At 44.9% G+C, this 26,367-nt stretch carries 18 protein-coding genes; 7 read left to right on the forward strand and 11 right to left on the reverse strand.

What is annotated here, in order from left to right; all coding sequences use genetic code 11:
* Positions 1-48: 48 nt before the first annotated feature.
* The 10 genes from GSF04_RS03905 to GSF04_RS03945 form a co-directional block, all read right to left on the reverse strand.
* Entirely contained in the window at positions 49-564 is a 516-nt protein-coding gene (locus GSF04_RS03905) for a hypothetical protein (RefSeq protein ID WP_211856719.1), read from the reverse strand.
* 109 nt (positions 565-673) lie between these two features.
* Positions 674-3,346: a TonB-dependent receptor gene (locus GSF04_RS03910; protein ID WP_211856721.1), complete on the reverse strand. Its 2,673-nt coding sequence runs from the start codon at positions 3,344-3,346 to the stop codon at positions 674-676.
* A 74-nt stretch (positions 3,347-3,420) separates the two neighbouring features.
* Positions 3,421-4,464 carry a FecR domain-containing protein gene (locus GSF04_RS03915; protein ID WP_211856723.1) on the reverse strand — a complete coding sequence of 348 codons (1,044 nt, stop codon included), beginning with the start codon at positions 4,462-4,464 and terminating at the stop codon, positions 3,421-3,423.
* A 23-nt stretch (positions 4,465-4,487) separates the two neighbouring features.
* Positions 4,488-5,063 carry an RNA polymerase sigma factor gene (locus GSF04_RS03920; protein ID WP_045988918.1) on the reverse strand — a complete coding sequence of 192 codons (576 nt, stop codon included), beginning with the start codon at positions 5,061-5,063 and terminating at the stop codon, positions 4,488-4,490.
* Positions 5,064-5,150: 87 nt separating this feature from the next.
* Positions 5,151-7,895 carry a family 20 glycosylhydrolase gene (locus tag GSF04_RS03925; protein WP_211856725.1) on the reverse strand — a complete coding sequence of 915 codons (2,745 nt, stop codon included), beginning with the start codon at positions 7,893-7,895 and terminating at the stop codon, positions 5,151-5,153.
* A gap of 142 nt (positions 7,896-8,037) precedes the next feature.
* Positions 8,038-10,323, reverse strand: a complete 2,286-nt coding sequence (locus tag GSF04_RS03930) for a family 20 glycosylhydrolase (RefSeq protein WP_211856727.1) — start codon at positions 10,321-10,323, stop codon at positions 8,038-8,040.
* A 350-nt stretch (positions 10,324-10,673) separates the two neighbouring features.
* Positions 10,674-12,617: a TonB-dependent receptor gene (locus GSF04_RS03935; RefSeq protein ID WP_249122334.1), complete on the reverse strand. Its 1,944-nt coding sequence runs from the start codon at positions 12,615-12,617 to the stop codon at positions 10,674-10,676.
* A gap of 95 nt (positions 12,618-12,712) precedes the next feature.
* Positions 12,713-13,195: a Plug domain-containing protein gene (locus tag GSF04_RS23300; protein WP_249122335.1), complete on the reverse strand. Its 483-nt coding sequence runs from the start codon at positions 13,193-13,195 to the stop codon at positions 12,713-12,715.
* A gap of 110 nt (positions 13,196-13,305) precedes the next feature.
* Positions 13,306-15,531 (reverse strand): EAL domain-containing protein, encoded by a 2,226-nt coding sequence (locus tag GSF04_RS03940; protein ID WP_249122336.1) that lies wholly within the window; start codon positions 15,529-15,531, stop codon positions 13,306-13,308.
* A gap of 348 nt (positions 15,532-15,879) precedes the next feature.
* Positions 15,880-16,224, reverse strand: coding sequence for a VOC family protein (locus GSF04_RS03945; protein ID WP_010603872.1), 345 nt, complete (start codon positions 16,222-16,224; stop codon positions 15,880-15,882).
* A gap of 168 nt (positions 16,225-16,392) precedes the next feature.
* Here GSF04_RS03945 and GSF04_RS03950 point away from each other — a divergent pair, with 168 nt between their 5' ends.
* The 6 genes from GSF04_RS03950 (at position 16,393) to GSF04_RS03975 (ending at position 23,689) form a co-directional block, all read left to right on the forward strand.
* Positions 16,393-18,189: a glycoside hydrolase family 3 N-terminal domain-containing protein gene (locus GSF04_RS03950; RefSeq protein WP_211856729.1), complete on the forward strand. Its 1,797-nt coding sequence runs from the start codon at positions 16,393-16,395 to the stop codon at positions 18,187-18,189.
* 12 nt (positions 18,190-18,201) lie between these two features.
* Complete coding sequence (locus tag GSF04_RS03955) at positions 18,202-19,002, forward strand: DUF1445 domain-containing protein (RefSeq protein WP_211856731.1); 801 nt, start codon at positions 18,202-18,204, stop codon at positions 19,000-19,002.
* A gap of 9 nt (positions 19,003-19,011) precedes the next feature.
* Positions 19,012-19,740 carry a 5-oxoprolinase subunit PxpA gene (locus GSF04_RS03960; RefSeq protein ID WP_211856733.1) on the forward strand — a complete coding sequence of 243 codons (729 nt, stop codon included), beginning with the start codon at positions 19,012-19,014 and terminating at the stop codon, positions 19,738-19,740.
* Between the two features lie 62 nt (positions 19,741-19,802).
* Positions 19,803-20,336: a GNAT family protein gene (locus GSF04_RS03965; protein ID WP_211856735.1), complete on the forward strand. Its 534-nt coding sequence runs from the start codon at positions 19,803-19,805 to the stop codon at positions 20,334-20,336.
* A complete protein-coding gene (locus GSF04_RS03970; protein WP_211856737.1) occupies positions 20,333-20,869 on the forward strand; it encodes a GNAT family N-acetyltransferase in 537 nt (178 codons plus the stop codon). Before GSF04_RS03965 ends, GSF04_RS03970 begins: the two co-directional genes overlap by 4 nt.
* A gap of 108 nt (positions 20,870-20,977) precedes the next feature.
* Positions 20,978-23,689, forward strand: coding sequence for an Ig-like domain-containing protein (locus tag GSF04_RS03975; RefSeq protein ID WP_211856739.1), 2,712 nt, complete (start codon positions 20,978-20,980; stop codon positions 23,687-23,689).
* Between the two features lie 43 nt (positions 23,690-23,732).
* Here GSF04_RS03975 and GSF04_RS03980 read toward each other — a convergent pair whose 3' ends face one another.
* Positions 23,733-24,146: a VOC family protein gene (locus tag GSF04_RS03980; RefSeq protein WP_211856741.1), complete on the reverse strand. Its 414-nt coding sequence runs from the start codon at positions 24,144-24,146 to the stop codon at positions 23,733-23,735.
* A 167-nt stretch (positions 24,147-24,313) separates the two neighbouring features.
* On the opposite strand from GSF04_RS03980, the gene GSF04_RS03985 reads away from it, so the two are divergent.
* Complete coding sequence (locus tag GSF04_RS03985; RefSeq protein ID WP_211856743.1) at positions 24,314-26,332, forward strand: S9 family peptidase; 2,019 nt, start codon at positions 24,314-24,316, stop codon at positions 26,330-26,332.
* Positions 26,333-26,367: the final 35 nt, after the last annotated feature.

Below are 26,367 nucleotides of genomic sequence, written 5' to 3' on the forward strand. Positions count from 1 at the left end.
TCAGCGAAGACACTTAAACCCACTATCGCCTTGAGTTTTGGCAAACCACTACACCTCACTCAAATACTGGATCATCCGTCCTGAGCGTTTCTCTTCTTTAAAGTCACAACTGGTTAAACGATATTGAACGAAGTTGTCTGTTAAGCAGCGGGTGTCGTGGATATCGCCGGGTAGAAACACTCGGCAATCGCCGGCTGTGAGCGTGTCTGTTCCTCGGGATACAAGGTGGGTTTCGCCGTTTGCTGTGGTGATGGGTTTGTAAGTTGTCATTTCCATTTCGCCAGATTGCACAGCATAAAATACCCAACCTGCGCCATGATCATGGGGCGGGCGGTACGTGCCCTTTTCCTCGGCATGGACTAGCAGCATAAAACCATGGTCAGGGTCTTGGTAGAGTGTTTTTGATGCTAGTCTTTCACGCATAATGCTCACAAGCCAAGGCTCGTGCGGTGGAGACTGAGTAAGTTCGCTTAACAATTCACGTACTGTCACTGTGGTGCTTGAATTTAACCCGCTCCAGCTGGCTTTAATGTCATTGACGATTTTATCTAAGCTATTTTGCATTGCCTCTACCTCTTATCGTTTGTTCACTGTCATTCATTTAAGAGGAGCATACAACTTCAAGTTCGCTTTAAGTCAAGGAATAGAATTGCTCGAATAATAGCGGTTTTGTTTAAAACTGATAACTTAACGAAAGTTTGATGGTGCGACCAAAAATGGGTCTAGCGTAAAAGATGGCCTCTTGATGGCTTAAATCGTCCCTAGGATTGCCCTCAGTCAATCCCAAAGTATTGGTGAGGTTTTTAACCTCAAGCTGTGCGCTGAGCTGTTCATTAATTGCCAGCTCGGTAAATAAGTCCCATGTTTGATAGGCTGGTAAGGCAAACCGATTGGCGATATCCGAATAGCGCTTACCAACATACGAGCAGGTGATAGCCGCGGTAATAGGTCCTGCTTTGTATTCCGGCGTCAGTCGTAGTTGTAACTCCGGCGTTCGCGTTATTTGATTGCCATTAAATTCGCTTTGTGGCAATTGCTTAGGAATGCCATAAAACCCAGCGTCTTGCCACACACCTATCGCTCTAAATTGCAAGGCCGGGCTATATTGATAGTCAAATTCGAACTCCAGCCCTCGTGTTTGGGTATTGATTGAAACGGCTTGTTGAGTCGTAGCCGCGCCGCGATATACCGTAAGCGGGAGCGGATCAAACTTGGTTTCAAATAACGCGCCACTAAACTGCCAATCAGCGGTTTGATAACGCAGTCCAACTTCACCTAACGCCAAGCGAATGGGTTGACCAAAGTCTTGTTGTACGCGCTCTTCTTCACTTTTAGCCCACCCGAGGCCATTGCCGTAATTAATGAGCCGTGGCATTTCAAAGGCGTCGGAATAACGTGCAAATATCGCCATAGCGTCGCCGATTTGGTAATTTGCGCCAATACTGAGCGCATTTTGCGTAAAGGAATCACGTAAAGTGGTAGCCGGGAGGTAGTGAGAATAAGTGGCCTTTGATGAGTCTGTGTACGACTTTACCCCTTCAAGTAGCGTGCTGGTGAGATTCAGATGTTCATTACGAAGTGCCAAATCAACTCTAAGGTTTTCAGTGAGCTGCCAGTCTATATTGGCATACAGCGAATGTGATTGAGACAAGCCGCTACCGCTTAAATAAACGGGACCGGCGTAAGATAAAAAACCTTGATCGGTAAAATTGGCAATCACATTTTCTTGCCCATCAACCAGTACGATGTCCAGCCGTTCTGGTTGATGCTTTACATCCGTTAGTAACGCGCCAAGCCATTTATCTAGTGGTAACTCGTCGAAATCACTTCGAGCGTAAATATGGCCGAGGGTCAGTGACCACTGCGCGTCGAGATAATCCACACTAAAATGATTTACCAGCTGCTGTTGCTTGTAACGTGAATATAAAGGATAGCTAGCGGTCACGAGACCATTACCATTAAGCGTTGCAGGGTTGGCAACTAAGGTGTTATCTGAATACCGTAAGTATCGAGGGCGCAATGCGCTATTTGCGAAATGGCGTTTAAATTCGGTGATATCGGCGTGTTGTAATCGGCTTGTGGCGTCGACTATGGTTTGGTTGCCCAAATTCATTAAGGTATACAAGTCATTGTTTAAACTTGAAAATCGCGTACGATTGCTCAGGTTAACATGTTCAAAAAGCGGCGTATTAAATAGTAAAGTGTAGCTATTTAGGCGTGTTTGCTGAGCATCTTCTAAGTCACGCTGCACGCGTCCTTCTGGAGTGAAGAAGGTGAGCGACCTTAGATCGTCGCTCAGTAGCGTTCCATCGTCATAAGGCAGGCTCGCCAGCTCTCGAATTTCGCCGCTATTTTGCATCACTAAAGGTGCGTAAAAACTGGTTTTATCGTTTAAATGTTTATAGCTAAAATCAAGCTCAAATGCATCGGTTAACCAGCTCATGCGCGCACTCACTTGGCCGCCTAAGTCGCTTTGATAACCCGGCTCCCGAATACCATCGGAAGTACGATAAAACCCGCCTACCGTATAAAACCATTCATCATTCAACGCTCCGCTAAACACGCCATCAAAACGAGTGTAGTCATAACTCAATCCCTGACTCACTTTCACTAAATTAAAAGGATTTTCTGAGCCTCGCCTGCCGATATAGTTCACCATTGCCGCAGGCCCGTTCACCGTAAAAATACCGCTACTGCCGCCCCGCACCGCTTCAATGGCTTGATGGGTTAAGTCTGGACGTAAAAAAAAGTCCCCCCAAATGCCGTCATAGCTCACGGGCAACCCATCTTCCATCAGGCTGATAAATCTAAACCCCTCGCCGCCTCTGAGTCCCCTTGGCGCAACATTATTGTTAGTTTCGCCACCCGAGTCTTCAACCCAAAAGCCGGTGATATTTTTAAGCGCTTCTGCACTGGAATACGGCGTTTGTTTTTCAAGTTGTAGGCTTGCAAGCTGAGTGATTGAAATAGACGAGTTTAAAATGCTACGGTTTTTGCCGCTTACACCCGTTACGATAATGCGCTCAAAGTGTTGTGCAGAATCAAGTTTTTTAGGAGTCACAAAAATACGCTGCTGCTCTTGGTCTAGGGAAAAGTCGTAGGCAGCTTGTTGAAAGCTGGTAAGCAAGACTTGTTCGAGCGTGTAGCGGCCAGTTATCTGCTCAACGCTAATGTTATCTGGGATTTCGGCTGCACTTAACTGCCAGCCACTTTGCGCAGCAATATCGAGTAAACGCTGCTGCAAAGTCGCTTTAGGCAAGTTAAATTGATGATCCGTGGTAGCAAATGCAACGCCACCAAACCATATTAACCACGCTAACAGCGGGATTAATAGCTTGAATAACATAGTTTAAATCAATGTATTTATTATTGTATAAACTTTGTACCACTTATATTGTGACTTTGCTATGACACTTTTAGCTAATTTGCGATTAGGGTGTATTCCTCGCCTTTTTGCATCACGGTGATCGGATAAATCTTTTCTAAACTGTTGAGCCAATCGCCTATTTCAGTGGTTAAAAAGGTGCCGTTGTAGGTCAGTTTTGCTAGGCGTTGATCGCTTAACTTCACTTTGATTTCGCTATATCGCGACACATCATTAAGCACATTGCCTAATTCTGCGTTTTGATACACTAAGTAGCCTTTTTGCCACGCCATGGTCAACGCTTCACCTTGGGCTTTACTACGGGTAACTTCGCCTTGCTGTGTAACTTCTACCGCTTGCCCTTGGGTCAATTTAATGGCTTGTTGCTGAGTCACAGCCACACGGCCCTCAAGCACATCGACTCTAATTGAAGCCGGATTGGCGCGAACATTAAACACTGTGCCTAACGCCTCGACTTGGCTGTTTTGGTAGCGCACGATAAACGGTCTCTGCTTGTCTTTATTCACGCTAAACAGCGCCTCACCTTGATACAACAGCAGTTCTCTTGAAGTGTTGCTGTAGCGAACAGCTAATTGGCTATTGGCCCCTAAATCAACCTGACTATTATCATCAAGGGTAATGGTGCGATGCTCATTGACCTTAGTTTGAAAGAACTCGCTGTACACTGTATCGACAGGGGCTGGCTTAGCACTGGCAACAGGTGCTTGCTGTAGTGGCTGCTCTGGTGCCATAAAAGTCACCAAACCAACTAGCAGTAAAGTCGCGGCAATCGCAAGATACCAAGGCTGAGCGCGGCGTTTGGATTGTGGTTTAATGCCTGTTGCAGCTTTGGCGTTTTGTGCATCCAGCTGTGCAAGCTGCTGAGTAACATAGTCATCGTCAAGTTGGGCTGAAAGCGTCCAAAGCTCCAACATGTTGTTGAACACATCACTGTGAAGCGGATTTTCAGCTAACCACACGTTAAGCGGCTGTGGATATTGAGTGCTGTCATGAGGTGAGATCTGCTGCTCGTCTAAGATTAATAACCAATCAGCGGCTTGTTCTTCAATTATTGCTAAATCGTCAGATAATGGAGTCATGTTTATATCCTTAACACTCATGATCATAGCTCATGCTGTAACTGCTGGTAGCAATGACGAACTGCACGTAATACATATTTTCTTACCATACTTGGGGATATCTGTAAGGTCAAAGCTATCTCCTCATAGCTTTGACCACGTATTTTATACAACAAAAAAGCCAGCCTACATTTGTCGGGTAAGCTTGCGAGAGACTTTTCCATTTCTTTAAGTAGCTCTTGGTTGTGGTGGTTTTGTTCAGGGTTAGCACTTGCGTAAGGCTGTGGCATCTGATCGCTATCGTGCTCACGATCATCAAACGGGCTACGCGCTTTACGCCGCAGCTTATCAATGGCCAAATTGGTTGCAATTTTATACAAGTACGCGGCGATGTAGTTGCTGACATTATCCTGCTCAAGTCCAAGCAATTTCACAAACGCCTCTTGGGCAACGTCTTCCGCCTCACGTTTGTCTAACCCTTTGCCCATAATGTGGCGGATCAGCTTTTGCTGTTGTTTTAAAAACAACTCCTCTACCTGCTGACGACGTGCAAGGTCGTCGTTTGCAGCTGCCGTAGTGGTATCAACGGCTTTACGCTTAAAAGATAATAACGGTGGCATGAATACGCATCCTACTCTTCCATTTGTGTTAGCGTGCAGCGAACCCATAAATTAATAGGTTCGCTGGCGTTGCTTAAACCAATTTGCTTAATTAACCGTTGCGACTCGGCTTACTTTGCCCGAATCACTCACCGTTCTGAGTTGTACTTTAGATGACGCGGTCAATGTCACAGGCCCTTCATAGCGATGCCATGTTGCGCCTTGGTCAACCGAATACTCCGTAGCCATGCCAACAAACCGGGTATTGACGATTAACTTACCACCTTCAATCGCGCCTCCAGGTAATGGAATACGATAATTTACCCCTACCTGCTGTGGTATTTGAGCATTAATATCGACCACTTGGTAATAGTCCAATAGTGGTAGAGCGTATTGTCCTAAGGTATTGGTAAAGGTGTGCCAAGCCTCGGTAGTCGCTGCGCCTTGCGCTGGCATATCTTGCACCCATGCACGCTCAGCAGCACCCAGTAATTTCGGGAAAGTCATATAATCAAGAATTTCTGGTGACTTTTGGTTTTCGCCAAATAGTTGCGCCTGAATACCTTGAACATTTTGTTTACCCGCTTCGCTCAGTAACACCCATTTTGGATCCCACGGCACTGGATTGCCCAGCTTGTCACGCTCTGCATTGGCGTACATATTAAACGGACGATATTCAAACGCCTTTTTGGTATCAGTGTAACCTGCCCAATGATAGCCTATTTCATCAGGATGTTTGTTATACGCAAGGTCAAGATACAAGTTTGTCGCATGGGCCAGCACGACTTTGTGACCTTGGTTCGCAAATTTGTAGGCCTGATGCTCATTACCCCAACCCCACACGTTATTCCAAAACACGGGGAATATCTCACCGTAACTAACATTACCCGTACCATTGTGCGACAACACATCGCCCCAAGTTGCCATATCAAAACCATGCTGATTGACTATCTGCTTCCAGCGTAAAAAGAAGTAGTCAAACAGCTCTGCATCGGTTTTGCCTGCTGTAGCTGGGTTTTGATCGACCGCTGGAGATTGCGCCCACCATTCATTCGGACCTAAATGTGGCAGCTCGTCACCACCGCCATGCAGCCGAGTCAATGTCGCATCGGGCACGGCATCATAAATGGCGCGTGTTTCTTTCACTACATGGTTGAGGAAAGTAAAGGTGCTCTCAAGTGCTGGGTTCACAAAGTTGTCGGTATAAAATTGTGGGGTGTAATACTGCGACTGGTCGAGCGGATCAATCAATCTAAAACGATTTGCTTCAACTGGGTCGCTATCTTTGTATTTGTTGTAGCGATATTCCATCGCTTTGATTGCTGCGCGCGCATGGGCTGGAAAATCATATTCGATGATCACATCAATATGACGGTCAGCGGCATACTGAAGAATTTCTTTAAAATCATTCACCGTGTAGTAGCCCCAGCCTTTACCGAGAAAGTTTTGCTGAGCAATTTCAAAACCCTGATAACTAGGCGCGGTACCTAAGTTTGCAGCTGTTTCATCCGTGGGTTTATTTTCAATCCCATCTCCTAGCGCAAATCCATTGGCAGCTCCCATAAACGTATGCAGCATCGTACTTTCGCTCAGGTCATATCCCCGCTTTGCTCCAAACTCTGTGAGTTCAGGAATACCGGGAATTTCTAGTCGCCAACCTTCATCGTTGGCAAGGTTAATTTCAAATTTGTTTAACTTGTAAAAAGCCATTAAGTCTAACAACTTAAATACCGTTTCTTTGCTTTGGAAATTACGCGACACATCCAGCATCATGCCTCGATATTCAAACCGTGGTGCATCCAAAATAGTGCTAGCGGGTAGTACGGCATTGTCGGACAAAGTGGCTGAGTTTTTAGCCGTTTTATACACAGCGGTAGGGATCATTTGACGAAGTGTTTGAATGCCATAAAACACCCCTTGGGCGTCACTTCCAGTAATGGTGATCCCCGAAAATGCATCGACCTCAAGCTTATAACCACTTGAGTCCGGCTGATTGTCTTGATTGGTATCGAGATTTGGGTCTAGCTGCAACTTGATAAGGTTCGGGCCATTTTGCACAGTGCTATTAATCGCAAATGTGCCACTCAGAATATCGCGCAGCGCAGTTTGTAAGAAGGAGGCTTCTTTGGTCAATGAAGTCGGCGCTGAAATACTGGTTAATTGGCTCATCAAAGTTAAGAATTCATCATTCGGTGTGACCACTGAATGGGGCTGCGGAACCAAGCGATTTTTCAGCGGCAATGTCATGTGCGTCGCGCTGTTTTCGGCGAATCGGATGGCGGACGTTTGCACCGGCATATTATCGTTAACCGCTTGCTTTGTTTGTTTTGGATCGCTTGGATCCATCATCACGTCCACCAGCACAGCTTCAGGCGCTTGATTATTGTAGCTAATGTGAAAACCCGACGGTGAGTCGTTTTTCAGCATTTGCCAATACTGTGCAACGATTTCAATAGTACGAGATTCACCCGGTTGAATGGGGGCAAAACCCGCTGTGGGCTTAAGTACAAAGTAATCACCACTTTTTGCGTCATCGGCATTTTCTAAACTTAGATTCTGCGCGGCGATATGTTGGCGCGCATACTGACCATTTGGATCTGAGTCTGGTAGTACGCTTGCAGGCGGCCTTACCGAGCTAAAATAAAGCGCCCAGCCAGACTCACCCAACGGCTCAAGACCATTATTAGTAATCGTCAAACTGCCAAGAAAGATATTCTCTCCAATGCCATGATCCACGACTTGCCAGCGTAATGCTAAGTTATCTGGATGAGGATGTGCGACGCTGTAGTGGCTCGCAGTCAACAAGGCTAAGCCTGACAGTGAGACAGTAATTATCTGTTTTTTTGCAAACATGTTGGCTCCTAAAATATTGTTATTGTTCGGATAGAGCGCGTACTGCTGCCACTCTATCTATGTAAACGTTTGAGCCGAGGAAGTTGGGAATGGAATCATAAATAATGCCCTAATTACGTATTTAGTATTAGGGCTGGTGTGATTAATATACCGCTATTTCATCGATATACAGGGGAAGTTTGGGGATTTGAATATCGTCAGATTGCTTACTATTAATGGCCACCACCTTTAAAAAGCGCACACTTACAGGAGCAAACGACAACACTGACATTGGCCCACGCGGATTGTTAACCTCAGCTAACGTTTGCCACTGCTGTTTATCACTTGAACCCAGCACTTGAATATGTGTTGGCGGGTGCAGTTGTCTATGTCGCCCGCTATCAAAGCCCAGCTTAACCTGCTGCACTTGCGTTGACGCATCTAAGTCAATAACCGCCTCAAGATCGGTATCGTAAAAAATCGCATAATCATCAACGCTGTAAAATTGATCATAAGCAAATTGACCATCCTGCAGCTTAATCGCAGAGCCTTCGGCGGCTAGCGAGGCAAGCGTTATTTCTTTTCCAAGCGCTAAATGAGGTGAAAGCGTTAAACGCGCATCGCCTACCAATTGCCCCAAATCGCTTACATAACTGCGGGCGCGAAGCTGCGTTTCGTCAGTTATCACTAGTGGCTTTTGATATTGCTGCGATTGTAGCGTTGGCTCGCTGCCGTCTAAGGTATAGTAAATAGCCGTGTCGGCAATTTCAGAGGTAATGGTGGCGACGAGCTGCTGCCCATTAATCTCGCTTGAAATAATAGGCTTATGGCTACTATAAGCGGTATTGAGGTGCATCTGCTGGTAGCGTTTTAAAAGCGCGGGTAAACGATATTGGCTGTAATCAGACCACGACTTTTGTGTTTTATTCGACCACAATGTTTCGGCCAGCGCACTCAAGCGTGGAAACAGCATATACTCGGCATGACGAGGTGTTTTTATATATTCAGTCCAAAGTGCACCTTGCGCACCAATAATAAAGGCTTGTTGCTCAGCGCTTAAGTGGCTGGGCTGTGGCTCATATTGATAAACGTTTTTTAGACTTGAAAGCCCGTGGATGGCTTTGGGTTCATCAAGATTGCGCGATTGATAGGCATCAAAATAAATATATTGATAAGGACTCATGATCACCTGATGGCCCATTTTTGCAGCTTGGATGCCTCCTTCCGTGCCCCGCCAAGACATGATCACGGCGTCATCCGCCACCCCTCCTTCTAATATTTCATCCCAACCAATTACCGTTTTGCCAAGATTTTGGACGATTTTAGCGACCCGTTTAATAAAATAGCTTTGCACTTGCTCAGGTGTGGTTAACTGATGCTGTTGCATCAACTTTTTCACCTCGGGGCTTTCTAACCACTGCTTTTTTATCACCTCATCGCCACCAATATGAATATATTGGCTCGGAAATAGCTCGGCAACCTCTTTGTATACAACACCAAGAAACGCAAACACGTCTTCACGGGGACATAACACATCTTCAAAAATCCCAAACTGCGGCTGCACCTTTACTGCGCGCTGGTGGCAAGATAACTCGGGATATGCGGCAAGCATCGCACTGCTATGCCCCGGAATATCGATTTCAGGGATCACTTCAATATGTCGCGCCTGCGCGTACTCAATCACTTCCTTAATTTGCGCCTTAGTATAAAAGCCCGACACCGTTTTATTGTCAAACAAAGGTTGATAATCATAGGTATGGCCAACCACGGTATGAGGCCGCGTTGCCCCAATTTCAGTTAATTTAGGGTATGCATCAATGGCAATTCGCCAGCCTTGATCATCGGTTAGGTGCCACTGAAAGACATTGAATTTATGCATCGCCAGCCAATCGATATAACGCTTCACAAACGCCACATCGAAAAAATGCCGACTCACATCTAAATGCATGCCACGGTATGAGAATCGGGGCTGATCTTTTATTTCTACCGCAGGTATTGCCCAACTCGCCTGATTTATAGGCATACGCGACTCAATCTCAGCAGGGAGTAATTGTCGCAGCGACTGCATCCCCCAAAATAATCCGGTCGCAGTATTCGCTTGTATTTCAACCCCTTCAGGCGTCACGCTCAGCGCATATCCCTCTTGAGATAGCGGTATATCGACAATCTTAAAGGCAATACTATTTTTAGTTGTGCTATCAGCCTGAGACACTGGCAACTGATAGCCCGTAGGCGAGCGTAACAAGGTCGCTAATTGCTGCGCAACGCTTTGAGCTTGCTGCTGGTTAAAGGTAATTTTACTGTCATGGGTAAGGTTAAAGTGACCGTTACCAACACTAGCACTCAGTGGTTTTGGGGTGATCTGTAGCGCTGCACAAAGTGGTGTGAGCAACAAAGAAAACAGTAATAAACTGCTTTGCAAAAATGTATAAAAGACACTCTGGTTCATAATAACTTCCTGAGAAAAGCCCGCTTTTAGCGGGCTTGAGTGAACTAATGAGCACTGGGCAGTGTGCAAATTAGCAAGGGAAATACAGGGCCTAATGACCTTTGCTATTTAATTTTTGTTCCCCTGAGTGAGTTTTGGTCGCGACGCTCGACGTGCTACATAGTGGGCTGAGCAAAAAGTTAAGCAACAATGAACTAAGCGCACTCAGGTGAACCCGAAGGGCAGCGCTTGATTGGCATCTCTACTATGTTGTCGCCAGACTCACATAGAATAACTATGCTACGCAGGCTCCGCCTTGTATAAATACCAATCAAACTGCTGCAAAAACAAACTTGAAAGAACATTAGGTCCTAAAAATTCAGCGTCAGCGAGGCGCTGATGGTGCGTCCTAAGATCGGCCGAGCATAGTAATAGTCGTATCCTGCTTGAACATCGTTGATGGCCCGCGGGTTTCCTTCGGTTAACCCGAGCTCATCACTGATATTTGTCGCTTTCACATGCAGCGCAACCGCGTCGGTAAAGCGATAATTCACCCCCATATCGATTGTGGTGTAGGCAGGGAGCTCAAACTTATTCTCCCCATCTGAGTAACGCTCTCCTAAATGGTGAATAGTTAAATAGATATCACCATCGTCAAAGTAGTAGGTTGGCGTTAACCTAAGCTGCACTTTGGGTGTGCGCTTCACTTGCTTGCCTTCCCAATGTGCAAATGCTCCGGTAAATCCTTCCATTTTTGGGTCTTGCAACACGCCTGTCAGCTCAAGCTGTAAATTGTCATGCGCCTGCCACACTGTTTCAAACTCAAGACCATCGGTGACTGTATCTATGGTTTGATTCGCCACCTCACCATCGCTGCCGGTAAAATTACGTTCCACTAAGTCATTAAATTTAGTTCTAAACAAGGTCAGTGATGCGCCAATTGAATCACCAGCATATCGAGTACCCAACTCGCTAAAGGTTAGATTAACGCTGTCATTAAAGTCGGCATCAACCCCTGAGGGAATATTCTGACCAAAGCTCATTAACCTTGGCATTTCAAAGGCATCGGCATAACGACCAAATACTGACACATCATCCGAGAAGGTATAATTGAATCCTACCGTCCATGCAGTTTCGGTTTCGCTACGTGTTTTTGACAGGAATTTGTTTGACGGCATATCGACGTAATTGTTGGCAAGATTGTTATCTATGTCATTACCAGCGCTGTCAAAAGCGCCCGCTACAGGCTGTGCAAATGTGGTCGCTGAGGCGGTGCTATCTAGCTCCAACCACTCAACCCGAACCCCACCGTCAATACGAAGGTTATCGGTTGCTTGATATTGTTCATTAATAAATAAAGAGTTGGAAGTACTGGTACCAAAAGCGGTTGCCTGTCCCCAACCAGGAGCATAACCTGTTGAACCGTGGTCGGTTAATTGACCAACCACTTGCTGATTGCTGTTAACTGCAACAATATCGAGTAATCGAGCATTGTCTTTTACTTCCGTTAAAAACTGCGATTCCCATTTATCAACTGGCAAAGAGTCCGCATCTACATAGGCAAATAACCACCCTATGGTCAGCGTGTGCTGATCACCTTCATAGGTAAAATTGAGCTTATTAACAAACTGCTCGGCATCATAGCGCGAGTAAAGCGGGTAGCTTGTGGTGACTAAGCCGTTTCCGTTTAAATTGCTGACATCTGTCAGTATTTCACCACTATCGACGTATCGATACCGTGCGGCAACGGCGCCATCACTGGCAAACTGGTCCAGCATATTTTGCACATCTTGCTGCCCAAGTCGGGTATTGGCATTGACGAGCGTCGAGTTATCGAAGTTAAGCAAAATATACATGTCGTTTTCAAACTGTGAGTAACGGCCAGCTGTATTTAGCAGCCAACGGTCGCTTAACTCCCAATCTAAGTGATAGCCCAGCGTACTAAACTTGGTATGCTGCCCATCTTTAAGGTCTCGTGTTTTATAACTGCCATCAAGCTGTAAATAGTGTAAAAAGCGCTGACCATTACCAATTAAGGTGCCATGCTGTGGGTCAACACCAGCAATGCCTTTAGGGTCGCTTTGATCTCTTAGCGGAATAGGCACAAAGAAAGTGGTATGGTCATTGAGGTGTTTGGCAGTCAGCGTGAGTTGGCCTTTGTCAAACTCACGTACTAAATTGAGTCGAAGTTGACCGCCATGATCAGCGGTAAACTCTGTGTCTCTCACGCCATCAGAACGACGATAAGAGCCGCCTATTGACATTTTCCAGTTGTCACTAATGGGTGTGCCATAAAAGAACTCGCCGCGATACATGCCGTAATCGGCAGCAGTTAGGCGGATCGTCGCTTCTTCAATATCATCCGGTTTACGGGTAATAAAGTTTACTAATGCCGCAGGGCCATTGGTGGTCAGTAGACCTGAGGTGCCCCACGAACCGCTTCCATATGTTCAATCGTGATATCTTGACGCTGATAAAAATCAACCCATACGCCGTCGTACACCACAGGTAGCCCGTCTTCTTCAACGCCAATGTAACGGAAGCCTTCACCGCCACGTAGTCCTCTAGGCGCAACATTATTGTTGGTTTCACCACCTGAATCTTCAACCCAAAAGCCTGGCACGCTTTCCAGTAGATCCGCCGTACCTAGCGGTGCTTCTCGCGCCAACTGCTCGGCGTTTAATGTGGTCACTGAGACCGATGATTCCAACTTAGTTTGGCCGCGCCCACCGCTGCCAGTCACGACAATTCGCTCAAGGTCGAGTAGTTTCTTTTTTTCTGTAGTTTCTTGCGTTTCTTTTGCTTGTGCAACCGCAGTGTGCGAACCCAATAACGCGCCACTGATAGCAAGCGCAATAAGATGTTTGTTATAACGAGATGTATTATTGCTCATGGTATTCCCTTCATTCTTGTTGTTGGCAGAGCGAGTGAGTGAAGCTCTGTAAATCTATAAACGAACGAAGGGAAAGTTTTAGGAATATTTTTTAGATAAATTTATCAATACTAGTTTTGACCTAATCTGCGCCGCTCTACGCTCATGTGGATACTGAGAATTGGGGTGATCTCGGACTCTGTAGCGGGAGCGAAAAGGTGGTTGCCTTGAATAAGGTGACAGCCATTGAGATTAAGAGACTTAGCTTGCAACGCGGTCTCAACACCTACCGCTACACATTCTACATCCAAGCTCTTTGCCATCTGTACAATCAATTTTGCGATATCATTTTGTGAGGCAACCGACTGCGGGGTCGCAAGGAAAGCCGGTGGAATTTTAATGGTTTCAAACGTGAGCTTCTGCAAGTACAGCATGCTGGTATGCCCAACACCAAAATGATCAATTGAGATCCGCATACCTGTTTGCTCTAATTCCGCCATCACTTCCGGTGCTTTATCAAGTAGCTCTATCAGGTCAACTTCTTTGATTTCTATTTCAATTTGCCGAGATGGCAACTGATGTTGCGCAGCCTGCTCCATAAAGTTTTTTATTACGGTTTTATTGGTGAGTTCAGCAAGCGAAAAATTAAAGCTAACCACGAGATTATCGTACTCGTAAAACCATGTTTTCATCGCCTGAAAGGCCTGTGTTCTGAGCTGTTGCCCAATTTCTACCATCAGATCGCCATCACATGCCGCTTCAAAAAAGTCTTCAGGTACCAACAATTGTTCATCTTGCTGCCACCTTGCGAGCACTTCAAGTTTTTTAATCTTGCGGGTATGCGCATCGACAATAGGCTGATAATAAGGAATAAACTCTCGATTATCTAACCCCTGAATGATCCGACTTTCTTGCACTAAACGCTGCTCCGATTCGTGATCTAGGCGTGCGTTATAAAATTGAAATTCCGTTTGTGTGGCTTTTTTAGCTCGATACATTGCGGTATCAGCATGCTTTAACAAAGCTTCCGTGTTGTCACCATCATCAGGATAAATTGCAACGCCAGCACTCACCGTGGCTTTTAGGCTAACTTGGCGCAAACAATATTGTCCATTAACGCTACTCAATACTTTACTCACCACCTTACGTACATATTTTTTATCTTGGATCCCGTCAATGAGTAACACAAATTCATCGCCCCCCATTCTGGCAACGGTGTCGCATCCTCGAATTTGCTGAGTTAATCGACTCGCAATTTCTTTGAGCAATAAGTCGCCATAATCGTGCCCCAGTGAATCGTTGATTTTTTTGAACTTGTTGACGTCAATAAATACCAAAGCAAACTGGTGACTCATGCGCTTGGCTCGTTTACAAGCCTGCACTAAACGGTCATGCAGCAATAAGCGATTGGGTAACCCGGTCAATGCATCGTGATGGGCAAGGTGATTCATTTTTTTCGCCATTAATCTCGACTCTGTCACATCTTGAAAGACCATTACAGTGCCAAGGTAGCTGCCGTCTTTAGCTATAATAGGAGAGAAGGAATCTTGGATAGCAAAGGTAAGGCCAAGATGATTAGTAATGGAAGTGAGTTCAGGTAAACAAATGGTATGACCTTGCTTTAGACAAAGCTCAGGGAATTTATTCACCGAAGCTTTGGTTTCTTCGTGATACATAGACATAACATCATCAAATCGCCGCCCGACCACTTCTTCATTTAACATCGCGAGAATGGCTTCTGTGACTGGATTAATATAAGTGATCACGCCATTTACGTCTGTACAGATCACGCCATCACCAATAGAGCTCAGCGTCACTTCGAGCAATTCTTTTTCTTCTTCTAGTGCCTGAGCGAGGCGGTTTTCTCTGCTGCTAGTATTAAAATAACAGAGATATCCTGTAACGGTATCCGCGACTTTAATTGGTAAAGCAACAGGAGTAATAACTTTGCCACTGTGTTTGGTCGTGCAATTACCATAACTTTGCATAACAAGCGCTTCGAACATGCTTATTGCACCACTCTTGCCCTCGCTATGGATGTTACCGCTCACCGCGATTAAATTTTCAAGTTTTAACCCTATTACTGAGCTGCCAACACCCAGTATGGATTGCATTTGCTCATTGGCTTGTAGAATAACACCATCGCTGTCTAACACCATTTGTGGCACGCTAGAGCCATCATCAACCATAATTTTTTTAGTATCTTGTACTTGCCACCAAAGCAGTGCTACAAACAAAAAAACTAAAGCGCTGATGGCAATAAAAGTAATAGGCAACAATAAGAATAGGCCCAATTTATCGGCCATAAGCATGGTTAAGGAGAGTAAAATACCAACAACTAAGAATATCCGTCTCATTGCCTAATCAAACCTAAGTATGGTGATGATGCATTTAGCGGTGTTTTGTACAATGATTGCCCTTGCCACCTGCACTTCTACGCTAAACCTAAACCCATTAGATAAGTCTATTGGCTGATCACGCAATAAGTAGGTATCAAACACAAAGAGATGTTTGCATCAGTGTTTAATAACTATTGTTCACAATAGCAACGAATTCAAGTTTTTATCTGTTCTGAAAACGAAAGATTATTGCAGCAAAACCTCAGTATTTACGTGTGCTGTAAAGGGGCTTTACAACACATCGTTTGGTTATTTAAGCTGAGGTTTGAATAAGGAATGTGTTAACCAATTATTTTTAAGCTCAGGTTATTTAGACCACACTGCAAATTCATTGCCGCTCGGCTCAATAAAGTGAAAGCGACGACCGCCAGGAAATTCAAATATAGCTTTGCTTATCTCTCCGCCCGCTTGCTCTACTTTGCTTTGCACGGCTTCCAACTCATCGCTGTATAACACTACGAGCGCTCCACCTTGCGCTTGTTTAGAAGACACATCGGCTCGGAAAAAGCCGCCATCAAGGCCTGAATTTGCAAACGCAATATAATCTGGCCCGTAAGATTCAAATTGCCAATCAAACACCTGCTCGAAGAAAGCTTGTGTTGCTACTAAGTCTTTTGCTGCTAATTCTACATAGTTTATATGGTTGTTCATTTTTTATTCCTTTTAAAATCTGTGCTTCATTTATGCTGTTATCGCCTAATAGAAAGCATTTTGTAGTCGCTTCTAAATCAATGTTAAAGTGTAGGCAATTTTATTCAGCGTTTATTATTGATTGTGCGATTATTATCTCTGCTCACTACTTTAGGAACTATCACATTCATGAGTTTCATCACTTCAGCTCACGCAACAGCAGCACAAGTGCCACTGACCACTTCGCAAATGCTTGGACAAAAGCTTATGCTCGATTTCCGCTATTACTGCGGTGAAAGCAAAAAGCCAAGTGGAGATTGTAGAGCAGCGATGACAACTTTACCGCCTGAGCTGTCCGAATTAATTAGTAAATACGACATCGGCGGCGCTATTTTGTTCGCCGAAAATGTGCAAAACACCGCGCAAATCGTCAGTCTAACCAATGCTTTGCAAAGTGCGGCACAACAAAGTAAAAGTCAACTTCCTTTATTTGTTGCCATCGATCAAGAAGGTGGCAGAGTTGCGCGAATAAATCGTGAACAAGCAACGTCGTTTACCGGCAATATGAGTATTGGAGCAACCTATCCAAAACAGGGTGATACATACGCAACCAAAGTGGCAAGCGCAATTGGAAAGGAGCTAAATAGCTTAGGGATCAACGTAAACTTCGCCCCAACAGTAGATGTGAACAGCAACCCGAACAATCCGGTGATCAATGTGCGTTCATTCTCGGAAAATCCAACAGTGGTCGCCAAATTAGGTCTTGCGCAGGTAAAAGCATTTGAGGCCGCAGGCGTTCTCTCTGCGCTAAAGCATTTTCCTGGCCACGGTGATACACATGTCGATAGCCACACGGGACTACCTCGCGTTGATCACGACCGCGAAAAAATTAACCAGCAAGATTTATTGCCCTTTGCCGAGATAATCAAAGCATCGCCTCCTGGCATGATAATGACTGCCCATATTCAATATCCGGCGCTCGACAACAGTAAAGTCGTTAACTCTCAAGGTGAGAGCATGATAAGGCCCGCGACTATGTCTTATCAGATCATGACACAACTTCTAAGACACGAGTTGGGATACCAAGGCGTGACCGTCACCGATGCGTTAGATATGGCTGGGATCAGCGACTTTTTTAATCCAGTCGATGCAACAATTGAAACGTTTAACGCCGGCGTGGATATCGCGCTAATGCCTATTGCTATTCGCAATCGTGCAGACATCAAACGCTTTGAGCAATATATGGCTCAGCTAGCTGACGCGCTTGATACCAATAAACTAAACCAAGAACAACTTAGCTGTTCTATGGCGCGTATCGCTAAGCTCAAGACAAAGCTGCCACAATCGAGCGCTTCTTTGGCCATTGCCAATTCAACACTGGGTAATCCAAGCCATCGTCGCTTAGAAGCAGAGCTTGCACTAGCAGCTATCACCGAAGTAAAAAACGATGGTGTATTACCGCTCAGAGGTAACGCTCAAGTTGTTCACCTTATCATGCCTGATAGGCAAAAATGTTTTGCGCTTGAACAAGCATTACAAACATACAGCAAAAATTCGCTCACACTTTCTTGTACAAGCCTACAAGCCTACGACCCAAACATTGCACATGAAGCAATTAAACAGGCCGACATGATAATCGCCGCACATGCATCACCACCGCAAAGTGCGGTAGAGATTGGCGGCATGGACGATGTGAAAAAGTTACGAGAGCATGGGGTGGCGCGTAATGTGCAACCTGAGGCGCTGAAAGCATTACTGCAATACGGTCAGAAACTGGGTAAAAAGCAGCTATTTATCAGCCTAAGAGCACCATACGAAATTAGTACCTTTGGCCCGCTTAGTAACGCAGTATTAGCAAGTTATGCTTATAATGTAGACGTAAATCATGATAAAAAAGTAGCTGGGCCTGCCTACACGGCGCTGGCCAAAGTGATTTTAGGAATAGCGAAAGCGGAAGGGTCACTGCCTGTTACAGTAAACCACTAATTGGAGGAATCTATGGATCCCAGTGCTTCTTTAAGTGCACCACATGCAATAAGAAAAATGATCAAGGATGGTGATTATACGGGCCCTACTAAAGGGTTCGTGCCTGGGTTCACACAATGTAATGTGATTATTTTGCCGCAAAGCGAAGCATATTCATTCTTTCGCTTTTGTGAGAGTAATCAATCTGTTTGCAAGCTAATTATTCCGCCCAGCGAGCCGGGTAATTTTAACTTTGACACTTTGGGGAAAGATATAGACATTCGCTACCACCTCCCCAAGTATCAGATTTTAAAGCATGGCCAGCTCGCCCAAGAATGCCATAATATAGAAGAGCACTGGCGCGACGATTTAGTTACCTTTGCTTTTGCCAGTTATCTTTCTTTTGATAACTTACTCGCGCAGTATGGAATAAACCCGCCATCGGCGAATCCAACCACGCCTTTACCACTTTACATCAGTAACTTGCCTTGCAACTCAGTGGATAAGTACGAGGCAAATCAAATATTGGCGATGCGCCCATTAATCAAGCAAAATCTTATTAGTGCCATTCAAGCGGCAACACTGAGCCGACTTCCCTATGCGTTACCACTTCATTTTGGTGAACCTAATGAGGTTGGGATCAAAGATCTTAGCAAGCCCAATTTTGGCGAGCCATTGATTTGTAAAGAGGGGCAGCTTCCGGTTTTTTGGGGTTCCAGCCTGACAGCTCAGTTAGCCATAGCAAAAGCGGCACCTGAGTTTTGTATTATGAATAGTCCACACCATTTATTGGTGACAGATAGACAAGATTTAGAGCTTGCAGTAACGAAGTAGGAAATAAGCATGTTATTAAATTGCGACTTGGGTGAAAGCTTTGGCGCTTGGAAAATGGGGTTAGACGAACACGTAATGCCACATATCGACATGGCCAATGTCGCTTGTGGTTTTCACGCAGGAGATCCTGATGTACTCGCGCAAACACTAAAGCTGGTCAACACGCATCAAGTGACGCTTGGCGCACATCCAAGCTATCCAGACCGCCAAGGGTTTGGCCGCCGCTCAATGCAGCTCTCTGAGCAAGAGATAATCAACGCCTTACATTACCAAATTGCCGCAATTGAAGGGATGGCAAAGGTGCAAGGCTTAACACTAAATTATGTAAAACCACACGGCGCACTTTACAACGATATGATGAAGTCACAAAGGATATTAAGCTGTGTTATCAAGGCCATTTCACACTATCCAAGTGAGCTTAAGTTGATGGTGCTAGCCACTGCGCAACAAGCAAGTCACCAACAACTCGCCGACGACTATAATGTATCACTGATTTTTGAAGCCTTTGCCGATAGACTCTACACCGATGAAGGCTTACTTACTCCCCGCTCTGAACCGGGCGCAGTGCATGACAAATCAGCGCTACTTGCGCAAGTTAAGCAATTACACCAGCAAGGCAGTGTTACAACTGCAAGCGGGAAGTCACTTTCCTTACGCGCCGACACCTTATGTGTTCACGGTGACAATGAGGCGAGCATTGTCTTAATTGAAGAAATAAGAAACGTGATAAATCAATAATTTGTGATAGTCTGGCCGTACATGTTTAATAAGTGAAAGTTAACTAAGCGAAAGGACTTTACATGCAGCTCACCACAGCAAGACTTACCTTAAGACCTATACTTAATACAGACTGGCCGCTTTGGTTAGAACTTCATCAACAACCAGATGTCATGCGTTTTGTCGGTGAGATCACCGATGAAGCTACACTGCGTGAAAAGTTTAACCATGGTTTAAGCGCCGGACTTGGGCAGTGGCACAAAGAAGATAACACTTGGCTCACCTTAGTGATTGAAGAAACGGCCACAGCGACCCCTATCGGGCTACACGGATTTTTAAGTATGTGGACACCATTTCAACAGGCTGAGTTAGGTTTTATGCTCTCACCCAAATTTCAAGGAAAGGGTTACGCCTTTGAAGCTTCTAAGGCCGTCATTGATTTTGCCTTGCACGAATGTAATTACCACAAGCTCATCGCCACCGTTACGCAAGGAAATCAAGCCTCTCACCATTTACTCAAAAAACTAGGATTTGAGCTTGAAGGCACGCTAAAACATAACTTCCAAATTAACGGCGAGTGGGTAAATGACGAGAAGTTTGGGTTATTGAGGATATGATCCGTACAGCAAGAACAAAACTTGTTGCACTCACTTCAGAGTATGCAGAGAAGCTTGTCACTTATCACCTAGAGAACCGTGATTACTTTGCACCGTGGGAGCCGTCTCGACCAGAAAGCTACTACTCAATGGATTATTGGTTGGCTCACACAGAGCAAGCCGAACATGCCGCACGATCCGATACCGCTTATCACTTTATTGCATTATTACCAGAACGGCCTCAGATAGCTGGGCTATGTAGCTTCACCCAAGTTGCACGAGGTCCATTTCAAGCTTGTTATTTAGGCTACTCCATAGCATCACAATTTGCGGGTCAAGGCTATATGACCGAGATCTTAGAAGCTGCAATCTCACATATGTTCGATCAGCGAAACATGCATAGGATCATGGCAAATTATATGCCCAGCAATGTGGCAAGCGCACGAGTGTTGCAAAAACTAGGCTTTGAACAAGAAGGCTATGCTAAGCAATATCTACGCATTGCTGGAAAATGGGAAGATCATGTTTTAACAGCCAAGCTGAGAGCAGAATAAACCCCGCGTTGACTATTTTTACATTCATTAACATCAACCTCTGTACTTAAAGACCCTAAAAAGGGTAAGTTTTTAGTAAGTATATTGTAACAATCAGAGAAAATAATAATGAATAAAAAAATATTTCAACTCTCTTTAATCAGCTTAGGATTAGTACACCTGAGTGCTTGTGACCTTTTTGGCGGTGATGATAAGAATACTCCACCAGAAATCGTAACCGCAATCGAAGCAAGCATTGGGGAGCGGAGCTTCCTAAGTGGTGGGGTTACAATTTCAGACAGTGATGGATCAATTTCGTCTCGCACAATAAAACAAACCTCAGGACCAGACGTCATCGATCTTACCTTGGGCGATTCTAGTCTTTCTTTTACTGCACCAGAAGTCACTGAAGATACCAAAGTAGCCTTCTTGATAACTGCTACAGATGATGACGGTGATAAGGCAGAAAAAGAAGTTTCTGTCACCATCAAACAAATAAATAGAGCCCCTCTAATTACAGGGTCAGAACACAGCCTTGAATATAACAACACCTTAGAATTTACTCTGGATGTAAAAGATGAAGATGGCGATGCACTGGAGGTCACTTTCGAGCCGGCACTTTCGGGTGTTGTTGAATTAATTAATGCAACAACGCAGACATACAGCTATACCCCAACTCATAACAACATAACTAAAGAGATTTTGCACTTCGGCGTGAGCGATGGCGACCTCACAAACTCTGCAGAAGTTCAGATAGAAATTATCGATACAACAGCACCACGACTAATGACAAGTTTGCCAGAGTCCTCAGCGACTCGGGTTAGCTTAACAGGTGAGATCCAGCTGCACTTTGACGACAATATGTCCGCGTCTTGGTCAAGTGAAATTGGTACTTCAGAGTGTAATGGCGCAATTCATATAAGAGAATCTGGTAATCAAACTTGCGTAGAATTTTCAGTAGGACAAACACAGCAAGAAGATGGATACGCTTTTTCTTTAACACCAATGGAGCCCCTTAAAGCAGGCACTGAATATGAATTAACCATCTCAGAAACGGTGACCAACTTTTATGGGACTGCCATCGCCCAAGCTGAAAAGCTTACTTTTGTTACTGGACAGAAAGATTTACTTATCACCGAGATTTCATCGTCTAGGTACATCGATGATAACCGCTGGGTAGAAATCTACAACGGTACAGACGAAACTATCGATTTGAGTAATTATCAACTTGTTGCCGAAAGCATCGAGTTGGAAAACTACGATGATGGCGGCACTAAAGTCTTTCCGTTGAAGTCACAGCTACTTGAACCGGGCGAATATATCGTAGTGCAAAATGAACATGGACCTCAAACATGGCAGCGCAGCGTTACAAGCTCTAATCAGTTGATGCTAGTCGGCGATGGACAGTTTGCGCCAGCATGGTATATATCTGGGTATGTCGAATTACAAAACAAGCAAGGTGAAACGGTTGATTTTGTCCGTTTTGGTGAAAGTGATAAAGCACCAGCAACGCCTTCAGAATGGCAAGAAAGTGCCGAGTTATTACCAGTTTCAAATCAACTAGGTCAAAGCCTTGTCAGAACAAGCCTATTAACAGATACCAACTCGATTAGCGATTGGCAATCTGCCGCCTTTTTTACACCTGGCGGCAATAATGATGTGCTCTGTGATAAAGATGAGGACTTAGATGGAATCCCTGATTGTTCAGAGCAGCCTGGTGGCACATTCGCAGGCTTACCTTTATACGAATGGGGTGCAAGAGCTGGCGTCAGAGATATTTTCATAGAAGTTGACTATATGGAAAGTAATGATGCAGGTATTACGCCTCACAAACCCGCACTAGACAAAGTAAAAGCGGCGTTTGCAGCTCAAGATATAGCAGTGCACTTTGACGTAGGTAACTTGTATCACCAAACAGAAGGCTTATCACCTGAACAACATGATTTGGGTGGCGGCGAGCAGATCCCCTTTGTACAAACCACAACCTTTGCAAGTTCAGAGCAAGCGCCGAGTATTCTTGATCATAAAGCCAAGCATTTTGACCTTAAACGCCGGCCAATTTTTCACTATATGCTGATGGCAAACAGTCAAGAAGCAGACGGCAGTGGCGGATCTTCTGGCTTAGCTGAGTTATTTGGCAACGACCTTATTATCTCGCTGGGGAATTGGGGACTGAACTTAGAGTCTGAGCTCATGACCAATGTGACCTACAACTACCAAGCAGGAACGATTATGCACGAATTGGGGCATAATCTCGGTTTGTATCACGGCGGCAATGAAAATACTAACTTTAAGCCAAATCACTTTAGCGTGATGAATTATTTGTATCAACTCAGTGGGTTATCAACCATTGGCAATAACGAAGGCGATCGATACTTACGTCGCTGGTTCCGTAAAAACGAAAACTGCTTTCCGGAAGGCACTGCAATTTTAAACGGCCCGACAGATGATATTACGAACTTTGTTATTGACTACTCTCATGGTAAAAACCTGCCATTAGACGAAGCCAAATTGGACGAATCAAAAGGCCTTAATAATCCCAACTCAGAAGCCATTGATTTCAACTGTAATGGCAGCACTTCTGATGTTTTAGTGGACTTTAACCTCAATGATGACAGTGAAAACACATCCATTTTGACTGACTACGATGAATGGTCAAGCTTAATACTGAATTTTACACGCTTCTGGAGTGGTGCGAACAGCGGTCATTCGCATCAAACGACTGAAATGCATCCTAAACGGTCCATCATGCATACCGACATTCAATTAGTGCATGAGGAAACGGCACCACCGAAAGCGGTATTTGAACAAATTAAACATTGGTCAAACTATCAACAATAGATATAACGCACGAATAGGCCCTAGTTTGGGCCTATTTTTTACATTAGTCACTATTACGCTCAGAGGGCAGATCACTCATATATTCCACAAACTCAATTTCATATCCGGCTGGATCAATAAAGTAAACGTTTTTTCGGTGTGGATGCTGCGCTCCGACTTTATCGACTACATAACCTGCTTCGGTTAACCTATTGACGACACGCTCGATACTTTGAACCACATAGGCAAAATGTGCCAAGCCGACTTGGTGACCTTCGAGTGATCTGTTTTGACCCTCACCGTGATCGCTAAACGCTATATACTGGTAGTCATCACCAAAATGCAGCCAGGTTCGTGCTTTGCCATACCACTCGCCTTGCCCTTTGCTTCTAATTTTCCAGTGAGGAAATGCGGCGCGATAGAAGTGAAGCACCTCTTCTAGGTCGCTAACTACCAAATTTACGTGTTCTAAGTACATATCATCCTCTTCATTATAAATTTCGCTAACTGGTAGCAACAATAAAACCGCAAGCTAAGTTGAGGTAAAGCACTTTTTTTATGGATTTTTAATTTGTTCACCGCAAAGAGTTGATTAAGCTGCAATATGGCGCATAGTGGAAATGATAATTAGAAACAGGATGAGTCATGAAATACTTTCTAGCAGGCGTCGCGATTGCAAGCTCAGCTTGCGCTGTGCAAGCCGCATCGCTTGAGCCAACCGATATATTTAATCTTGAATATGCTAATCAAATTGACATCACCAATGACGGTGACAAAGTCTTCTTCGTACGCAACCGCATGGATATCAAAAGTGATAGAAAAGTCGGTAATATCTGGTCTGTAGACCTTGCTACCAATGCAATGCAGCCAGTTACCTCTGGATTGCACATGGATTATTCTCCTGTGCTGTCGCCTAGTAATGATCGCATCGCTTTTGTTTCTACTCGCGACGGTAGCAGCCAAATTTATGTGAAATGGTTAGCAACCGGTGCCATTGCCAAGATCAGCAATTTAGCCCATGGACCATCAGGACTACATTGGTCACCAGATGGTAAAAGCTTATACTTTAGCCAGTTTGTTCCCAGCCAAAAGGCACCACCGGTATCTGTTGCAGGGAAACCTAAAGGGGCAGAATGGGCAAAACCCCCCGTATTTATCGATGAGGTATACTATCGCGCCGACGGTGCTGGTTATACCGAACCGGGCTTTAATCATATTTTCAAAATTGACGCCAACGGTGGCAACGCAAAACAGTTAACCTCTGGCAATTTTGATCATGGCGGCGAACTGAGTTTTGCTGATGACGCAAAGGCGCTGTATTTTTCGGCTAATCGCCACAAGGATAACCAATTAAACCCAACCAACAGCGAAGTCTATAAGCTAGACCTAAACTCGCTTGAAATCACAGCAGTAACTGACCGAGTTGGCCCAGATAATCACCCAGAGGTGTCACCTAATGGCCGCTATCTGGCTTACCTTGGTTATGATGATAAAAAAACCAATTACGAGAATAGCCTACTCTATGTCAAAGATCTCAAATCAGGCGAAACCAAAACCTATGCAGCCGATTTAGATAGAAGCCTTGCCTCTGTCACTTGGGCCGCCAACAGCCGTGGCGTCTATGTGAGTTATGACAGTGAAGGGAAAACCACACTTGGCTATCAGCCGTTAAAAGGGCGTTTTGAGCAGATAACGGATGCCATTGGTAGTGTTAGTTTTGGTCGCCCCTATTCAGGTGGTGACTATGCCATCAGTGACCGTGGATTAGTGGCTTTTACACTCGCAGATACCCAGCGCCCTGCCGATGTCGCAATTGTAAAACGCGGCGAGCCAAGACCAATTACAAAGCTTAACGAAGATGCCCTTGGCGATAAAACACTGGCAAAAGTTGAAGAAGTTTGGCTAAAGTCGACACATGATCAACTGCCAATTCAAGCTTGGGTCGCCTACCCTCCTGGGTTCGATAAATCTAAAAAGTATCCGCTCGTACTTGAGATCCACGGTGGCCCAGTTGCAAACTATGGCCCACACTTTAGCGCCGAGGTACAGCTTTTTGCTGCCCAAGGCAGCGTAGTGCTTTATATGAATCCACGAGGCAGCGACTCCTACGGCAAAGAGTTTGCTCAAACTATCCACCATAACTACCCAAGCCATGACTTTGACGACCTAATGACAGGTGTAGATCACCTGATTGGCGAAGGCTATATAGACAAAGACCGCTTGTTTGTTACGGGCGGTTCAGGTGGCGGCGTGCTCACCGCGTGGACTGTCGGTCACACGGATAGATTCGCAGCAGCAGTCGTAGCAAAACCGGTGATCAACTGGTATAGCTTTGTATTAACAGCAGATTTCTATCCATTTTTTGCGGACTACTGGTTCCCAGGAAAACCATGGGAGCACATGGAACATTATATGAAACGCTCGCCTATTAGCTATGTGGGTAATGTAAAAACCCCAACCATGCTACTGACAGGTGAAGCGGATTATCGTACACCAATCTCAGAAACTGAGCAGTATTATCAAGCGCTTAAGCTACAAGGTGTAGAAACAGCTATGGTCAGAATTCCAGATGCCTCACACGGAATAACCAAAAGGCCATCTAACCTGCTAAACAAAGTAGCTTATATTCAGTGGTGGTTCGACAAGCACGACCCGAAGAAATAAAACAATTATTCCTCAGGCGCATAACAATTCTGAGG

The sequence above is a fragment of the Pseudoalteromonas sp. A22 genome (assembly GCF_018141345.1).
In the GTDB taxonomy this organism is placed as follows: Bacteria; Pseudomonadota; Gammaproteobacteria; order Enterobacterales; family Alteromonadaceae; genus Pseudoalteromonas; species Pseudoalteromonas maricaloris.